The sequence below is a fragment of the Lutibacter sp. genome, assembly GCF_040883305.1.
Classification (GTDB): domain Bacteria; phylum Bacteroidota; class Bacteroidia; order Flavobacteriales; family Flavobacteriaceae; genus Lutibacter.
Map to the genome: position 1 here is coordinate 1 of NZ_JBFLKT010000354.1, position 16,029 is coordinate 16,029.

16 protein-coding genes are annotated in these 16,029 nt (G+C 29.2%); 7 read left to right on the forward strand and 9 right to left on the reverse strand.

Annotated elements, in window-relative coordinates:
- Nucleotides 1–96: 96 nt before the first annotated feature.
- The 3 genes from AB1Z17_RS11340 to AB1Z17_RS11350 all read left to right on the forward strand — a co-directional run bounded on the left by AB1Z17_RS11340 (nucleotide 97) and on the right by AB1Z17_RS11350 (nucleotide 2,426).
- On the forward strand, nucleotides 97–459 hold the full coding sequence (locus tag AB1Z17_RS11340; RefSeq protein WP_368051906.1) for a hypothetical protein: 363 nt from the start codon (nucleotides 97–99) through the stop codon (nucleotides 457–459).
- Between the two features lie 436 nt (nucleotides 460–895).
- On the forward strand, nucleotides 896–1,885 hold the full coding sequence (locus AB1Z17_RS11345; protein ID WP_368051907.1) for a type IX secretion system membrane protein PorP/SprF: 990 nt from the start codon (nucleotides 896–898) through the stop codon (nucleotides 1,883–1,885).
- 28 nt (nucleotides 1,886–1,913) lie between these two features.
- Nucleotides 1,914–2,426: a gamma carbonic anhydrase family protein gene (locus AB1Z17_RS11350; RefSeq protein WP_368051908.1), complete on the forward strand. Its 513-nt coding sequence runs from the start codon at nucleotides 1,914–1,916 to the stop codon at nucleotides 2,424–2,426.
- A 99-nt stretch (nucleotides 2,427–2,525) separates the two neighbouring features.
- Here the strand turns inward: AB1Z17_RS11350 and murI are convergent, their stop codons facing one another.
- The 8 genes from murI to AB1Z17_RS11390 form a co-directional block, all read right to left on the reverse strand.
- A complete protein-coding gene (gene murI / locus AB1Z17_RS11355) occupies nucleotides 2,526–3,314 on the reverse strand; it encodes a glutamate racemase (protein ID WP_368051909.1) in 789 nt (262 codons plus the stop codon).
- An 83-nt stretch (nucleotides 3,315–3,397) separates the two neighbouring features.
- Nucleotides 3,398–3,898, reverse strand: a complete 501-nt coding sequence (locus AB1Z17_RS11360; protein ID WP_368051910.1) for an OmpH family outer membrane protein — start codon at nucleotides 3,896–3,898, stop codon at nucleotides 3,398–3,400.
- 19 nt (nucleotides 3,899–3,917) lie between these two features.
- Nucleotides 3,918–4,709, reverse strand: coding sequence for an OmpH family outer membrane protein (locus AB1Z17_RS11365; RefSeq protein ID WP_368051911.1), 792 nt, complete (start codon nucleotides 4,707–4,709; stop codon nucleotides 3,918–3,920).
- Between the two features lie 155 nt (nucleotides 4,710–4,864).
- Entirely contained in the window at nucleotides 4,865–7,435 is a 2,571-nt protein-coding gene (gene bamA / locus AB1Z17_RS11370; protein WP_368051912.1) for an outer membrane protein assembly factor BamA, read from the reverse strand.
- On the reverse strand, nucleotides 7,428–8,183 hold the full coding sequence (locus tag AB1Z17_RS11375; protein ID WP_368051913.1) for an isoprenyl transferase: 756 nt from the start codon (nucleotides 8,181–8,183) through the stop codon (nucleotides 7,428–7,430). Before AB1Z17_RS11375 ends, bamA begins: the two co-directional genes overlap by 8 nt.
- Nucleotides 8,183–8,863: a DUF6089 family protein gene (locus AB1Z17_RS11380; protein WP_368051914.1), complete on the reverse strand. Its 681-nt coding sequence runs from the start codon at nucleotides 8,861–8,863 to the stop codon at nucleotides 8,183–8,185. The genes AB1Z17_RS11375 and AB1Z17_RS11380 overlap by 1 nt, the downstream gene beginning before the upstream one ends.
- A 131-nt stretch (nucleotides 8,864–8,994) precedes the next feature.
- Nucleotides 8,995–9,876, reverse strand: a complete 882-nt coding sequence (locus AB1Z17_RS11385; protein ID WP_368051915.1) for an NAD kinase — start codon at nucleotides 9,874–9,876, stop codon at nucleotides 8,995–8,997.
- Between the two features lie 2 nt (nucleotides 9,877–9,878).
- On the reverse strand, nucleotides 9,879–10,538 hold the full coding sequence (locus tag AB1Z17_RS11390; RefSeq protein ID WP_368051916.1) for a CBS domain-containing protein: 660 nt from the start codon (nucleotides 10,536–10,538) through the stop codon (nucleotides 9,879–9,881).
- A gap of 283 nt (nucleotides 10,539–10,821) precedes the next feature.
- Here AB1Z17_RS11390 and AB1Z17_RS11395 point away from each other — a divergent pair, with 283 nt between their 5' ends.
- From AB1Z17_RS11395 to tig, 4 genes are all read left to right on the forward strand, one after another.
- A complete protein-coding gene (locus tag AB1Z17_RS11395) occupies nucleotides 10,822–11,544 on the forward strand; it encodes a pyridoxine 5'-phosphate synthase (protein WP_368051917.1) in 723 nt (240 codons plus the stop codon).
- A gap of 20 nt (nucleotides 11,545–11,564) precedes the next feature.
- Complete coding sequence (locus tag AB1Z17_RS11400) at nucleotides 11,565–12,326, forward strand: alpha/beta fold hydrolase (RefSeq protein ID WP_368051918.1); 762 nt, start codon at nucleotides 11,565–11,567, stop codon at nucleotides 12,324–12,326.
- Nucleotides 12,327–12,381: 55 nt separating this feature from the next.
- Nucleotides 12,382–12,735: a phage holin family protein gene (locus tag AB1Z17_RS11405; protein WP_368051919.1), complete on the forward strand. Its 354-nt coding sequence runs from the start codon at nucleotides 12,382–12,384 to the stop codon at nucleotides 12,733–12,735.
- A 92-nt stretch (nucleotides 12,736–12,827) separates the two neighbouring features.
- Nucleotides 12,828–14,150, forward strand: a complete 1,323-nt coding sequence (gene tig, locus AB1Z17_RS11410; RefSeq protein WP_368051920.1) for a trigger factor — start codon at nucleotides 12,828–12,830, stop codon at nucleotides 14,148–14,150.
- 112 nt (nucleotides 14,151–14,262) lie between these two features.
- Here tig and AB1Z17_RS11415 read toward each other — a convergent pair.
- The coding region (locus tag AB1Z17_RS11415; RefSeq protein WP_368051921.1) for a pyruvate kinase at nucleotides 14,263–16,029 on the reverse strand (1,767 nt) is incomplete at its 5' end.

Below are 16,029 nucleotides of genomic sequence, written 5' to 3' on the forward strand. Positions count from 1 at the left end.
GAATGGCAGCATATATTATTGCTATTGAACGTATTGAACAAGCCTATATTCAAAGAGGAATATTTCCTTAATATTAATTATAAATAGCTGTTTCATATGCCATTATTTTATAGTCAAACGGATGAGGAAATAACCATACGCCAGCAATCTATTGAGTTAGATAATTGGATTGAACATTTTGAATTTATTGGAAAAGAATTAAATTATTTAAGTAAACTAATTCGCATATCGCAATTTAAAAATATTTTTAATTCAGAATTGCTGAACAAAAAAGAGGAAAATAATTATTTATTAAGCTTGTTTTATGATTTCAAGAATAAAAATGAAAACGTAATAGAATGTATGGATATTCCTTGGGATATGCATTATGTTAACCAACATGAATTGTATAGAGAACAATATTTAATTTTTATAAGAGAATATAGAACTTTAAAAATAGAAATTTTAAATATACTCTAATTGATTTTTTTTAAAAAAAGCTATGAAAAAGCATGATTCACCATAAGAAGGTGTTGATGTTTAATTTGCTAAGCGTATTTAAGGCGTGTGTTTTTATAATACACGCCAATACGCAACATACTCACCTAATTTTTACTATTTCTAAGGTTTAATAGTAATTATCGCTATTCGAAAAATAGAAATCTCATAATTATTGTTTTATATTGTTTTTTAAGATGTACATATTTTGGTTAAAATCTGTAACGTTAGAAAAACGTTTTATTTTCTGTTTGGAACCCTATTAAAGTACTAAATTTTTTAAAAATTAAGTTAATAATAGGTTTAAACGTTCATCAAAACAAAAAAATACTTTCATTATTCGAATTGAATTCAGAAGAATGATTTTCTTATAAATTATTTCAGTATAATATTATATATTTGATGCTTATTAATGGGGATGATTCTAGAAAATAAATTTCTTTCAATACTTTTTCTTTTGTGTTTGTCGTTTAGTTATGGGCAAGAGACACTGCCAATATATTCAGATTATTTATCGGACAATGTATTTTTGGTGCATCCTTCCGCAGCCGGATTTAGAGATTGTGGTAATGTGAGGTTAACAGCGAGAAATCAATGGAGTGGAATAAAAGACGCACCGTCTTTACAAACATTAAATATTCATGCTAAATTTGGTGAAAAAGCAGGTCTAGGATTGGTTATTTTTAATGATAAAAACGGTTATCATAGCCAGCAAGGGGTTCAAGCAACCTATGCTTACCATTTAGATTTAGGAAGAATAGAAGATTACAAACAACTATCTTTTGGACTGTCTATGATGATGGTTAGTAATAAGCTTGACGAATCTTCATTTGATATACCAGATCCTGTAATTTCTCAAATTGTCCAGAGTGAAAGTTATTTTAATGCCGATTTTAGTATGGCATATCATGATGTGGACTTTTTTGGCTATTTAACAGTGAAAAATTTAATGTTGAATGCTAGAAATTTATACAATAGTGATTATGAATCGTTAAATCTTAGAAGGTATTTACTTTCTTTTGGATATTATTTCGATTATTATAAAAACAGAAAAACCATTGAGTTTGAACCTTCTGTAATGATTCAATTTATTGAAAGAACCAACGAAAAATTCGTGGATTTTAATATGAAAGTTTATAAAGAATTACCAACTGCAAAACTTTGGGCTGCATTTTCATACAGAAGAGGTTTTGATACAACAGATACAAATCAATTAAATTATTTAACGCCAATTGTAGGTGTTAATTTCGAAAAGTATATGTTTTCTTATACCTACACAAAACAAACTGGTGAAATTTTATTTGATGATGCCAGTTACCATCAAATTACTTTAGGGTTTAATTTTGGTTGTTTCGGATCCAGAAGATTCTGGAACGAAAGAGGAGGCAAAACAAATAGAATGTTTTAAAACATTTAATAGAATTCATTTTTAAATTATGATTATAAAAGAATTAAACGGAAACAAACCAAAATTTGGCGATGATTGTTTTTTAGCCGAAAACTGTGTGATAATTGGTGAAGTTGAAATGGGAAATCAATGTAGTATTTGGTATAATGCGGTTTTAAGAGGTGATGTACATTATATAAAATTAGGGAATAAAGTAAATGTACAAGATGGTGCAGTAATCCACGCAACTTATAAGAAGCACCCTACAAATATTGGAAATAATGTTTCTATTGGGCACAATGCTTTGGTGCACGGTTGTAACATCCACGATAATGTTTTAATTGGAATGGGCGCTATTGTAATGGACGATTGTGTTGTAGAAAGTAATTCCATTATTGCTGCTGGTGCTGTTTTAACTAAAGGAACTCACGTAGAATCTGGTGCTATCTATGCAGGTGTTCCCGCTAAAAAAGTAAAAGACATTAGTCAAGAATTAATATCAGGTGAAATTGATAGAATTGCTAATAATTACGTAAAATATTCAGGGTGGTATAAAGAGTAGTTGGGCGTTTCTCTTTGGGTCAGGTTATCACTACTCGCTTTTTTTGTTGTAAAAACAACAAAAAAAGAGCTCAAACAAACCATTCTAACCCTAACGCAGTTAAAAATCAAGTTGTTTAATACTAAGATCTAAATTAATAGGTTGTAAAATTGATTCTATAACTTTTTTATTTCCATTGGTAAAAAACTGATGTTTTGGGTTTGTTTCAATTTTATTTAATAGATTGTTTTTTTCTAAAACAGTCTTTGTTTGTTTTGCAACAGCTTCACCAGAATCTATAATATTTACGTTTGGTCCTAAAATATTTTTAATTGAGGGAATTAAATAGGGGTAATGCGTGCAGCCTAAAACTAAATGATCAATATTAAATTGAAGCATTGGTTTTAAATAGGTTTCAAGTAATTGGATGGTTTCAGTAGAATTTATTTTTCCAGTTTCAATTAGTGGCACTAAACCTGCGCCTTTTTGTTCAATAGTTGTAATATTTTTTGCGTATTCTCTGGTGGTTTTTTCAAATAACTTACTAGATAGTGTTCCTTTTGTGGCTAAAATCCCAACAGCACCAGTTTTACTGTATAAAGCTGCAGGTTTTATAGCAGGTTCTATCCCAATAAAAGGAACGTTGTAGTGTTTTCTTAAATAATCTATAGCATTTGTGGTTGCAGTATTACAAGCAACAATAATAAGCTTACAGCCTTTAGAAAGTAAGATTTCGGTATTTTTTATAGCTAAAGCTACTATCTCTTTAGAAGATTTTTCTCCATAGGGAGCATTTTTACTATCGGATAAATATATAGAGTTTTCATTTGGTAATAGTTTTATAACTTCTTTCCAAATTGAAGTTCCACCAATGCCAGAATCAAATAAGCCAATAGGTTGATTGTTCACGTTAAATACTATTTTTTTGTACTATAAATGTATAAAAAATCCCGCTTTTGCGGGATTTAATTTATAGATATAAGTAATTTGTTTTATTGAATACCTAATTTTGTTTTAACTGCTGGTAATAAATCCGTACCATTTGCAACAATAATAGTTGATGCGTCTAACACATATGTAAAACCTTGTTCGTTTGCAACATCTTCAATAGCTTTTCTAGCTTTTTCTAATATTGGTTTTAATTTGTCATCTCTTTTTTTAGCAATATCTTGTTGCGCAATTTGAGATGCTTGATATAAGTTTTGTCTGTCTTGTTGAACTTCAACACTTCTTTGTTGATTTACCTCATCTGTTTGAGAACCTACCTCAGCTTCATATTTTTTTAATTTAGCTTCTAGTTTATCATTTTCTGCTTTTAATTCAGATTCATAAGTTTTACTTAATTTTTCTAAATCTGCATTTAAAGTTTTAGTTTCTGGCATAAGACTTAATAATAAATCAGTACTTATATGCGCTACTTTAGTTTGAGCTTGAACTGAGTTAAACCCTAAAGTAATTACTGCAATTAATAATAAAGTTCTAAATTGTTTCATTTTATTCTTGTTATTTAAATTAATTATTCTTGTTTTTTTCTTCCTTTGCTTTTTTAGCGTCTTCTATATCTTGTATTCTTTTTAATCTTTTAGCTTCTATAGCTTTTTTAAGATCTTCTCTTTTCTTTAATTGTAAAGCTCTTTTTTCTTCTATTTTTTTCTGTAACTCAGCTTTTTTTGCTTCTCTATCAGTTAATTTTTTTTCAACTTCTTCTGTTACTTGATTATCACTTTCGGTAGTTACAATATTGCTATCTTTTCCTTTTCGTTTTTCATTAGCAGCATCTAACATTTTCTCTCTTGTAATGCTTTTTATAACCAATTCACTTATGTCATATTGTTTATTTGTGTACAACATTATTAAATCGGTAGATTTATCTAAAACAAAATCGTATTTTCTTTTTACAGCAATATCTTGAATTGCATTGTAAACTAAATCCTGAACTGGTTGCACCAATTGTTGTCTTAGTAAAAATAAATCTCCTTCAACTCCAAAATAGGAATCTTGTAATTTTTTTAATTCTAGCTCTTTAATTTGAATATCTTCTTCTTTATCTAAAATTAATTCTTTCGTCATTAAAGCTTTTTCAATATTTAATTCAGATTTTAAAGCTTCAATTTCTTTTTGTTGTTTTTCAATATTTTGTTGCCATGTTAAGGCTTTTGAATTTAATTTAGATTGCGCTTCTTGATATTCTGGAATATTTTCTAAAATATACTCCATATCAATATAACCTATCTTTTGAGCTTTTTGTGCAATTGCTGAAAACCCTAAAATTAAAAATGCAAATAAAAGAACTTTTTTTGTCATAACTAATATGTTTTTAGAAAAAACCGTGCCAATTTATAATTCATGTGTCTATATTATCTTTTTTTAACGGTCACATGCTGTTCGCTATTTGTCATTACCTTTAATAATAAATTTTTTAACATGCTCGTTTCATCTACAAATATAACAGATTTACATTAGAATTGTTGCCCTATTATAAAGTGAGTTTGCCAACCTGATTTTTCTATTCCTCCAGGTAACGGATCAAATCCGTGGGCAAAATCTATACCTAATAATCCAAATGCTGGCATAAATATTCTAAGTCCTAAACCTGCAGATCTTTTTAGTTGAAATGGGTTAAAGTTTTTAAATCCATCGTATGAGTTACCGGCTTCTACAAAACCCAGTGCATATATAGATGCTGAAGGTTTTAGAGTAATTGGGTATCTAACCTCCATTTGAAATTTATTGTAAATTGTACCTCCTTGAATAGATGAAAGTCTTCCGTTTTCGTAACCTCTTAAAGAAATTGTTTCTCTACCATCTAATTGGTATGATGCCATACCATCTCCTCCAACAAAAAAGCGTTCAAACGGTGAATCTCCTAACTTTTTATTGTAATGTCCTAATATTCCAAACTCTGTATTGGTCATTAAAACTAAATCTTTGGTTAATGCTGTGTACCATTTTCCTTTAAAACTGGCTTTATAGTATTCTAACCATCGGTATTTTTCCTGATCTTCTATGGTTGCATAATCTTTATTATTGACTAAAGAATATGGGAATGTTACTTTTGCTCCAATACTAAATTCTGACCCGGATTTTGGGAAAATCGGGTTTGGACCTGCAGAATTTCTTGCCAAAGTAATATTGTATGCTAAATTATTTGATTCTCCTGTTGAAAATGAAAAAGTAGAAATAGGATAATCTTTTAAGTCGTACAATTGGTAACTAATACTTTGTGAGAGCGTAAAAAAGTCATCTGGCCATTTTAACCGTTGTCCTAAACCAATTGTTGCACCAACAATATTTAAACGTTGGTCTTTATCAACTTTATTTGTAAAATAATCATATCTAAACTGTTTAGAGTTATAAACTGAAAACGATAGGGATCTAGGTTTTTTACCACCTAACCAAGGTTCTGTAAAAGAAAAACTGGAAGTTGTATAATACCTACTTTTTTGTAAACGCAAAGAAAGAGTTTGTCCGTCTCCCATTGGAAGCGGTTTGTATGCTTTTTTATTAAAGATATTACGTGTAGAAAAATTATTAAATGAAAGTCCTAAGGTTCCAATAAAAGAGCCACCACCGTAACCACCTTGCAATTCAATTTGGCTAGAACCTTTTTCAGCAACAGTATAATCTATATCTACTGTTTTATCTGTAAAGTTTGGGCTAATATCTGGAGTAATTGCTTCAGCATCGAAAAAGCCTAATTGACCAATTTCTCTAATAGTTCTAATTATATCTGCTTTACTATATAAATAACCGGGTTTTGTTGTAATTTCTCTGTAAATAACGTGGTCGTTAGTTCTGTCGTTTCCATTAACAGTTACTTTATTAATTCTTGTTTGTTGATCTTCGTAAATTCTAATTTCTACATCAATAGAATCGTTATTTACTCTTGTTTCAACAGGTAAAACACGTGAAAATAAATAGCCATTATTTTGGTAAACAGTAGAAATATCTTCAGAATCTGGAGAACCATCACCTGTAACACGTTCTTTTAAAACTTTACCATTGTAGGTGTCTCCTTTTTCAATTCTTAAAATTCGTTGTAGTTGGTCATCGGTATATTTACTGTTTCCAATAAATTTAATGTCACCAAAAATGTATTTTTTACCTTCTTCAATTTTAAGGTTTAAGTTTAGTGTATTATCATCATTCCAAGTAAGAGAATGGTCTGTAACTCTAGCATCTCTGTGCCCTTTTTCACTGTACGTTGTAATAATATTTTCAAGATCTTCTTTAAAGTCGGCGTCTATATATTTAGATCCTTTCCAAAACCTACCAAGCATTTTCTTTTTGGTATTTTTCATTGCCTTTCTAAGCTTTTTAGAAGTAAAAGCTTCGTTACCTTCAAAAGTAATATTTTTAATTTTTACTTTTTCACCTTTATCAATATGCACGAGCATATTAACTATATTTACCCCAGAAGTATCTTTTTTTGTATCTAAAGAAACCTTGGTTTTTAAGAATCCTTTTTCTTGGTATTTCTTTTTAAAATAGTTTGTTGTGGTAACAATTAAATTGTCTGTTACCATAGCTCCTTTTTTTAATTCGGCATCTTTTTGAAGTTCTTTTGCTTTGCTTGTTTTTACACCACTAATAGTAATATCATTTAGTTGCGGTAATTCTTCAACTTCAAATTCTAAATAAACAGTAGTTCCATCTATTTTAGAAATATAGACTTCTACGTTGCTAAATTGTTTGGTTTCGTATAATTTTTTTATGGCACTTGTTAGTTTATCTCCAGGAAGTTTAATTTCTTGACCATCTTTTAAACCAGTAAATACCTTAACGGTTTGTTCTTCGAATTTTTGAAGACCTTTAACGGTAATTCCTCCAAGTTCGTAAGAGCTATCTTTTACAAATTCTGTATTTAAAACAACTGGCGGAATAGTGTCTTTTTTAATAGTATCATTTACAATTTCACTATTTTTTATTTCGACATTTTTATCGTTGTTGTTTTTTTCTTCTTGCGCATTTAGCGAGTTAAAACTCAAAATAATGGTAAAAAGTAAAAGGGCTATTTTTAAATTATTCATTTATTTTTTCAATTTGTTCACTGGTTTTTCCAAACCTTCGTTCTCTATTTTGATATTCTAAAACTGCATTAAACAGATTTTCTTTCTTAAAATCTGGCCAAAGTGTATTTGTAAAGTACAATTCGGCGTACGCTATTTGCCACAATAAAAAATTGCTGATTCTTTGTTCTCCACTTGTGCGAATTAAAAAATCAACATCAGGCAAAGAAAACGTATATAAATGATTATTTATAATATTTTCATTAATTTCTTCAATCTGAAGTTCATTATTAACAACTTTTTTTGATATATTTTTGATAACATTAACAATTTCGTCTCTCGATCCATAACTTAAAGCTAAAGTTAGGGTTAAAGCGGTGTTGTTTTTTGTTTTTTCAATAACTTCTTTAAGTTCTTTTTGGGCACTTTTTGGTAAATCGTTAATATTTCCAATAGTGTTTAACTTGATATTATTTTTCTGAAGAATTTTCAACTCTTTCTTGAGGGAAGAAACCAATAACGCCATTAATGTTTTTACTTCCAATTTTGGACGGTTCCAATTCTCGGTAGAAAAAGCATACAATGTTAAGTATTCTACACCAATATCCCCACAAGCTTCAATAGTCTCTCGAACAGAATTTACACCATTTTTATGTCCAAAGATTCTCGGTTTATTTTTAAGTTTTGCCCATCTACCATTGCCATCCATAATTATGGCTATATGTGCTGGGACCTTATTTTTTAATATGCTGTTTTTTAAAGCTTCCATTAATAGGGTGTTGAATAACAAGGTGGTCTTCCAAAAGTATACACTAAATTAAAACCACTAAAAATATACCAATCATTACTATTTGGGTTTCCAAATTTTAAAGAATCTATTTCATCATTATTAAAATCTAGATCATCTACAAAAGTATAGCGCGCTTTAAGCTCTATGGCTATTGCAAAATCGCCGAATAGTTTAGTTTTATAGCCAACTCCAAAAGGAATTGCAAAAGAGGTGTTTGTTTCATATTCATAATTAGACTCATCTGTGCCGCTCACTATTGTTTTATAATTAAATGCAGCTATTTCAACTAATAAATAAGGTGTTTTGGTTTTTCTGAAATCGTCTAAATTATATTCAAAATAATTAAATTCTAGACCTATAGCCAGTTCTTTTAAGCTGTTTTTAAAGTTTATACCTCTGTTAAAACGTTCTTGATTAGTTGCATTTGCATCATCGCCTTTTAGTTGTGTAAATGCAAAAGTGCCTCTATATGAAATTCTAGGGTTTACATTCCATTTATAAATTACACCTCCCATAAAACTGTTTGGGTTAATATAATATTCTGAACCAATATCTCCAATATAGTTACTACCACCTACCATTATTCCAATTTCGTGAATTTGGGCAACGGAAGTTGTTGTGATACAGATAAATGCAATAAGTAGAATATTTTTTTTCATACATAAAACGGCGTGCAAATATAAATAAATATACTCGCTTATAGAAGTTTAACAATGTCTTTTTTGATAAACTGTTTATACGTGAAATTATTGTTGAAGCTGTAATTTAACTTTTTGTAATTAATGTACTATTAATTGCGAGTATCTTGTCCCCAAAGTAATTTTTCTCTCAGTGTTTTTAAAAAGGTTTGGTCTTTAAATTGCACCATTTTTAAGTTGAAATCTGCTTTTTTAACAGTAATTTCCGTGTTGTTATTAATGGTTTTAATTCTAGAATCTAAAGATAGAAAGAACTGATCTTCTCTTCCGCTAACTGTAAACGTTATTTTTGTATCGTCTGGAATCACCAATGGTCTGGCATTTAAATTGTGAGGCGCAATTGGTGTAAGTACATAACTTTTAGCTTGCGGAGTAATAATGGGACCACCACAACTTAAAGAATAACCTGTAGAACCTGTTGGAGTTGCAATAATTAGCCCATCCGCCCAATAAGAATTTAAAAATTCATCATCTAAAAAAGTCTTAATAGTGATCATAGAAGCAGTATTTTTTCTATTTACAGAAACTTCGTTTAAAGCAAAATTTAGCGAACTCAAACTAGTGATTTTTGGTGAAGTTGAAACGCTTAATAAAGAACGTTCTTTTAACACGTATTCTTTTTTTAGCAACAATTCAACGGCATTAAAAATATTTTCTTTTTGAATAGTTGCCAAAAAGCCTAATCTACCAGTATTAATACCAACTATTGGGATATTAGAAGCTCTAATAAAGGTAACAGCTCTTAAAATTGTACCATCACCTCCAATGGTAAACATAAAATCAAAGGTATTGTCTAATTTTCTATAAGATGAAAAAGTGTTGTATTTATCTATATTAAGGTTCGATTTAAGATGTTTGTAATATTTACGCTCAATTACAAATTCTATATTGTGATTGGTTAATATTTGAAATAAATCTTCAACATATTGTGCATCCTCAATTTTAAAATACTGACCGTAAATAGCAACTTTCATCCTTAAATGTTTAAGTATTTTTGTAAATAATCAGACCTTTCTTTAAGGTCTTCTAGATAAAAATCTTCTTTGTGTTTTGAAAGCACACTGTAGTTATAGCGTCTAAATGTTTGTATAATTTCGTTTATTTCTTGTGCATTAAATTTAAGGGTAATTTTTACAAGGGCACCAGAAGTTTCAGAAATAAAAAGTCCTAATACTTTTCCGTTATTAGTTTCCACAATTTGACAAACTTGACTAAATGAAAAATCTTGAATTTCTTTTTCTAGCACTAAAACAACACCTTCATTATTTAAAAAAGGCGTTTCGTTATAAACATGTAAAATATCGATTAAGTCTAAATAACCTAAATAAGTATTATTTTCTTTAATTACAGGAACTAAATTGGTCTCATTAGCCGCAAAAATTTTAATTAATTCTAGTAAATTTTCCGATTGTTCAGCAAAAAACAAATTAATTAAATAACTAAAGTCTTCTAATTTTTTTTCATCTGCATCAATTGCATCAATATCAATTTTTGAAATTAAACCAATAAGCTCATTATTTTTTACAATAGGAAAATGAGAAAAAGCAGTTTCTTTAAAAAGTAATTTAACGTCTGCAATCTTACTATCAAATGTAAGAGGCTTAAATTCTTTTAATATAAATGGGGCGGTTTCCATAATGTTTGCTATTATACTACAAATTAATCAAAAATAAAACCAAAAACATATTCTAATCTCAATTTAATTTTAAAATGGCATATAAATTAATTAAATTTTTTTTGAATAATTGAAGAAAAAAATTTAGCACATCATTTATTATGATGTCATTTTTAAACAATAACAAATTAAAAGTACCTATGCTGAATTAATTTCAGGAAAACTATTTATTTACTACATTTTGATGTTAAATTGGTATTACTTCGTAAATTTGCCATTCTTTTAAATTTTAAAGATTTTAGCAATGACAAAATTAAGTGTAAACGTAAATAAAATAGCTACTTTGCGTAATTCAAGAGGTGGAGATTTTCCAAATGTTGTAAAGGTGTCTTCTGATATTCAGGATTTTGGAGCCGAGGGAATTACAATTCATCCAAGACCAGATGAACGTCATATCCGTTATCAAGACGCGTATGATTTAAAAAAAATTGTGACTACAGAATTTAATATTGAAGGAAACCCAATTCAGAAATTTATGGATATGGTGCTGGAAATTCGTCCTACGCAGGTTACTTTGGTACCAGATGCTGTTGATGCAGTTACATCAAATGCTGGTTGGGATACTATAACACATCAAGCATTTTTACAAGAAGTTATTGCAGAATTTAAATCAAAAGGAATTAGAACCTCGGTTTTTATAGATACCGATTTTAAATTAATTGAAGCCGCTGCAAAAACAGGAGCAGACAGAATTGAATTGTACACCGAAGATTTTGCCACACAATATACTTTAGGAAACAAAGACGCCATAATACCATATACAAAAAGTGCACTTTTAGCTACAGAACTTGGGTTGGGAATAAATGCTGGTCACGATTTAAGTTTAGACAATATTCAGTTTTTTGCAGAAAATATTCCAAATTTATTGGAAGTTTCTATTGGACACGCACTTATAACAGAATCGTTGTATTTAGGCTTGGAAAATGTAATTAATATGTATAAATATAAATTGAGTCGAAAAGTTTAAAATTTACAACCAAAAACTACATGATTCTACATTCAAAAATTTTAGGAACTGGAGCGCCTTTACTTATTTTACATGGTTATTTTGGAATGGGTGACAATTGGAAGTCCTTGGCAAATAAATTTGCCAAAAATTTTGAAGTCCATTTAATAGATCAACGTAACCACGGACGTAGTTTTCATGCGTACGATTTTGATTATGAATTGCTTGTTGAAGATTTGTTTAAATATATACAACATCATAATTTAGAAAAAGTAAACCTACTCGGTCATTCAATGGGAGGGAAAGTAGCCATGCTTTTTGCAGTCACTTTTCCTGAATATGTTCATAAATTAATTGTTGCAGATATTAGTCCTAAATATTATAAACCACACCATCAGCAAATTTTAGCAGCTTTAAATGCGGTAAATTTTGAAATTCAAAATACCAGAAGTAAAATTGAGGACACTTTAAAAATATATATTAAAGACCCTGGAATTTTGTTGTTTTTGTTAAAAAATGTTTACAGAAAATCAAAAAACACCTATGCTTTTAGATTTAATTTACAAAGTTTAACTGCAAACAATAGTGAAGTTGGAGCAGCATTGCCTTCATTTACAGAATTTGATGGTGACACCTTATTTTTAAGTGGCGAAAACTCTAATTATATTACGGAAAATGAAATAGGTCTAATAGAAGCTCATTTCCCAAAAGCTAAAATTGTAACTGTCAAAAATGCAGGACATTGGTTGCACGCCGAAAATCCAACACAGTTTTATACAGAAGTTGTCACTTTTTTAAACTAACTAAATAATTGGCATAATTATGGTTAAATTTATAGCTCATTATAAATTTAACCATATGAAAACAATTTTAAGAATACTTTTAACTGCAATTGCAGTTGTAGTTTTAGCAAGCTTTTTACCAGGAGTTGAAATTCAAGGATATACAAGTGCAATAATAGTAGCAGTAGTTTTAGGATTATTACGTGTTACGGTAAAGCCTTTGTTAGTATTTTTTACACTTCCAGCAACCATTGTAACTTTAGGACTCTTTTTATTAGTTATAAATGCTGTAATTATTTTGCTAGCAGATTATTTAATTGGTACTAGTTTTGAAGTTTCTGGATTTTGGACAGCATTATTATTTAGTGTGCTACTATCTATATTTCAATCTATATTGTATTCGTTTTTAAATGAAGATAAGCAAAAATAGTTGAATTTGAACGGGTTAAATATTTGTCAAGTACGTAAAAAGTAGTACTTTTGCACCCAATTTTGAATGATTTAAGATAAAAACAACATAAAATGAATATTACAAAAGAAAGTGTTGATGCATTAAATGCAGTGGTAAAAGTTGAAATTTCAGCGGCTGATTACCAAGAAAATGTAGAGAAAATTTTACAAGATTACCGTAAAAAAGCAGACATTCCAGGATTTAGAAAAGGACAAGTTCCAATGGGAATGGTAAAAAAACAGTACGGAAAATCTATAATGATTGATGAAGTAAATAAACTTTTACAAGAGTCATTAAACAAGTATTTAGTTGAAGAAAAATTAGATATTTTAGGGAATCCATTACCAAAAATGCAAGATGATTTTTCTTGGGATAAAGAAGATTATTCTTTTGAATTTGAATTAGGGTTGGCTCCTCAATTTGATGTTGATTTAGAAGCAAAAAAGAAAATTACACAATACAATATTGTTGCAGATAAAGAATTATTAGATAAAGAGGTTGAAAATATCCAAAAACGTTTTGGTAAAATTGTTCCTAAAGAAGTTGTTTCAGCAGGTGTAAATATTGCTGGTACTTTTACTAATGAAGAAAAAGGAATAGATAAAAAATCTACAATAGAATTAGCTTCTATAAAAGGAAAAGTAAATCAAAAGAAATTTATTGGTGCTAAAGTTGGAGATGTTATTGAATTAAATTCAAAAGGTTTATTCGATGATGATCATAAATTAATGGGAGCTTTAGGTTTAAATCACGAAGAAATTCACGATTTAGATATTCCATTAACGTTTGCAATTGAAGAGATTAATGTAACTGAACTTGCTGAGGTTAATCAAGAATTATTTGATAAAGTTTTTGGGCCAGATGTTGTAAAATCTGAAGAAGAACTAAGAGAAAAAATAAAAGAAGATGCTGAAAAGCAATTTCAAACGCAGGCAGACCAACAATTATTAAATGCAGTAACTGAATATTTAGTAGAAAATACAAAATTTGATTTACCTGCAGAATTTTTGAAAAAATGGTTAGCAGTAGCTGGTGAAAAACCAATCTCTGCAGAACAAGCTTCAGAAGAATACGAAAAATCTGAAAAAGGTTTACGTTACCAATTAATTGAAGGAAAAGTTTTAAAAGATAACGACATAAAACTTGATTTTGAAGAGTTGAAAGACTTTACAAAAGGTTTTGTAAAAGCACAAATGGCACAATACGGTCAATTAAATCCAGAAGAAAAAGAATTGGATGATATTGTTCAAAGAGTTTTAAGTAATCAAGACGAAGCAAAGCGTTTGCAAGAACAATTAGTAAGTCAAAAATTACTTGCCTTTTACAAAGAAAAAATTACTTTTAAAGTAAAAGAATTAAACTATGAAGCTTTTGTAAAAGAAGTTTACAAATAGACTAAAAACTGTCATTTCTGTGAAAACAGGAATCTAATAATAGTAAAAACTCCTTAAAGAAATTTAAGGAGTTTTTTTGTAGGTTTTATTAAAAAAAGGTTGTCTAAATTTTTTACAACTCTTTAGAAAATTCTAATTTAGGTAAAACAGCCATTTTTTTCTTTTGAATGGACTGCATTTTACATAAAATTTTATCGAGCATTTTTACTGCTTTTTCAATATAAGGGCCTTTATTTAGCATTACACATTCTACACGCTGAGACATTGCAGCATCAGTAACTTCAGCACGTGTTGGAATTCCTTTTTTTGCTAAATTTTCTAATACTTGGGTTGCCCAAATATCTGGTAAATGTGCAGCTTCACAAATCCGTAAAATTTCTTCCTGAATTACGGCAAAATTTTTCCAACCAGTTTCAATGGCTAAATCTCCACGTGCAATCATTACTCCAATAGGGTAGTTTTCCATTGCTTTTAATAAAATACCAGGTAAGTTTTTAAATGCTCTTTTTGTTTCAATTTTTATAATAATGCTTAAGTTAGCTTCTATTTTTTTAAATTCGTTTAGTAAATCTTCAACATCGTTTTTAGAGTTTACAAAAGAAAAATTTACAGCATCGGCATTTTTGGCAATATATTTTAAATCTTCTTTGTCCTTTTCTGTTAAACCATTAATGCCTAAATCACTATTTGGAAGGTTAATTCCTTTATCGGCTTTCAGTTTGCTTCCCTTTTTTTTGGCATTGGTAATTTTAACCAGTAAAAAATCTGTTTCAATTTTTTCTATAATTCCTTCAATTTTACCATCATCAAAATAAATTAACTCCCCTTTTTTCACTTTATCAAATAGTTGAGGTAGCGTGCACGAAATATGCGCAACCTCAATTAAATCTCCAGTTTCATTATATTTATTAGGTTCCCCTAAAATAGGTGCTTTATTCAATTTTAAAGTATCGCCTTCAAATAAAAATATCACTTCTTCTAAAGGTAATATTTCGTGAACTGTATGAATTTCTGAAGTCGATTTTTTTTCTAAAAACACTGTTAATTGTGTTCCGGTAGTAACAAAAGCAGAATCTGAGCAAGAAGCCCATCTTCCAAAACCTTCTTTGCTTTCAATAGTAATTTTGCATTTTTTATTTCTAGAGTCTAAAAAAGTGATATAAGATCCTTTTCTGGTTTTTTGCAACCATTTTTTATTTACTGGAATAATGGCATCAACTTCTGTATTCTCTGGAGGAAGCATTCCAAAAGGTGCTAACCAAACTTTTGCAGGTACTGTAACTTGACCTAAAGTATTTCGCTTTGGTTTTATATGAATTACTTTGTGACCAGGTTTCATTTTACCAGTTCTTAATTTTGGACCACCTAAATCCATAAGAATTTTACAATTCGGATTTGCTTGTTTTGTGTTTGCAATAATTTTACTCCAAACGGTTTCGGTGTCATGTGCGCAATTTATACGGGCACAATCCATTCCTAAATCTGTAAGGTTTTTTGCGAAATTTGAATCTTCTGCTGCAATAGTTGGTTGTGTTACCAGAATTCTAGTTCTTCGGTTTCTATCTATTTCACCAAACAAAGCGTTGGCGTGTTTTTTTAAGAGTTGTTTACTTTCGCTTTTTGTTAAATGCTTTGGAGTTTCTTCAACAGTATTATTGTTTAATAAGCTGTTAATTATTGTTTTATAAACAAGTAAATTATGTAAAACGCTACTTTCTGAACTTGAAGTATTTGGAAGTCCTATTTTACTTAATTTATCTTGAAAAACAGCATTATCAAAACTTCTAAGTGCAATATAATGAATTAAGTTTTTAGCACTTTTAGTATAATTTGGATGTACACTTGCAATTTGTGTTTTGTAAGTATTCTCATATTCTAA

What these genes read in the sequence shown, in the direction of transcription:
- AB1Z17_RS11375 (WP_368051913.1), bottom strand. Translation starts at nt 8,183, where the DNA reads ATGGAAGCTTTAAAAAACAGCATATTAAAAAATAAGGTCCCAGCACAT.
- AB1Z17_RS11340 (WP_368051906.1), top strand. Translation starts at nt 97, where the DNA reads ATGCCATTATTTTATAGTCAAACGGATGAGGAAATAACCATACGCCAG.
- AB1Z17_RS11380 (WP_368051914.1), bottom strand. Translation starts at nt 8,863, where the DNA reads ATGAAAAAAAATATTCTACTTATTGCATTTATCTGTATCACAACAACT.
- AB1Z17_RS11345 (WP_368051907.1), top strand. Translation starts at nt 896, where the DNA reads ATGATTCTAGAAAATAAATTTCTTTCAATACTTTTTCTTTTGTGTTTG.
- AB1Z17_RS11405 (WP_368051919.1), top strand. Translation starts at nt 12,382, where the DNA reads ATGAAAACAATTTTAAGAATACTTTTAACTGCAATTGCAGTTGTAGTT.
- AB1Z17_RS11390 (WP_368051916.1), bottom strand. Translation starts at nt 10,538, where the DNA reads ATGGAAACCGCCCCATTTATATTAAAAGAATTTAAGCCTCTTACATTT.
- AB1Z17_RS11365 (WP_368051911.1), bottom strand. Translation starts at nt 4,709, where the DNA reads ATGACAAAAAAAGTTCTTTTATTTGCATTTTTAATTTTAGGGTTTTCA.
- AB1Z17_RS11400 (WP_368051918.1), top strand. Translation starts at nt 11,565, where the DNA reads ATGATTCTACATTCAAAAATTTTAGGAACTGGAGCGCCTTTACTTATT.
- AB1Z17_RS11385 (WP_368051915.1), bottom strand. Translation starts at nt 9,876, where the DNA reads ATGAAAGTTGCTATTTACGGTCAGTATTTTAAAATTGAGGATGCACAA.
- AB1Z17_RS11360 (WP_368051910.1), bottom strand. Translation starts at nt 3,898, where the DNA reads ATGAAACAATTTAGAACTTTATTATTAATTGCAGTAATTACTTTAGGG.
- AB1Z17_RS11350 (WP_368051908.1), top strand. Translation starts at nt 1,914, where the DNA reads ATGATTATAAAAGAATTAAACGGAAACAAACCAAAATTTGGCGATGAT.
- AB1Z17_RS11395 (WP_368051917.1), top strand. Translation starts at nt 10,822, where the DNA reads ATGACAAAATTAAGTGTAAACGTAAATAAAATAGCTACTTTGCGTAAT.
- tig (WP_368051920.1), top strand. Translation starts at nt 12,828, where the DNA reads ATGAATATTACAAAAGAAAGTGTTGATGCATTAAATGCAGTGGTAAAA.
- bamA (WP_368051912.1), bottom strand. Translation starts at nt 7,435, where the DNA reads ATGAATAATTTAAAAATAGCCCTTTTACTTTTTACCATTATTTTGAGT.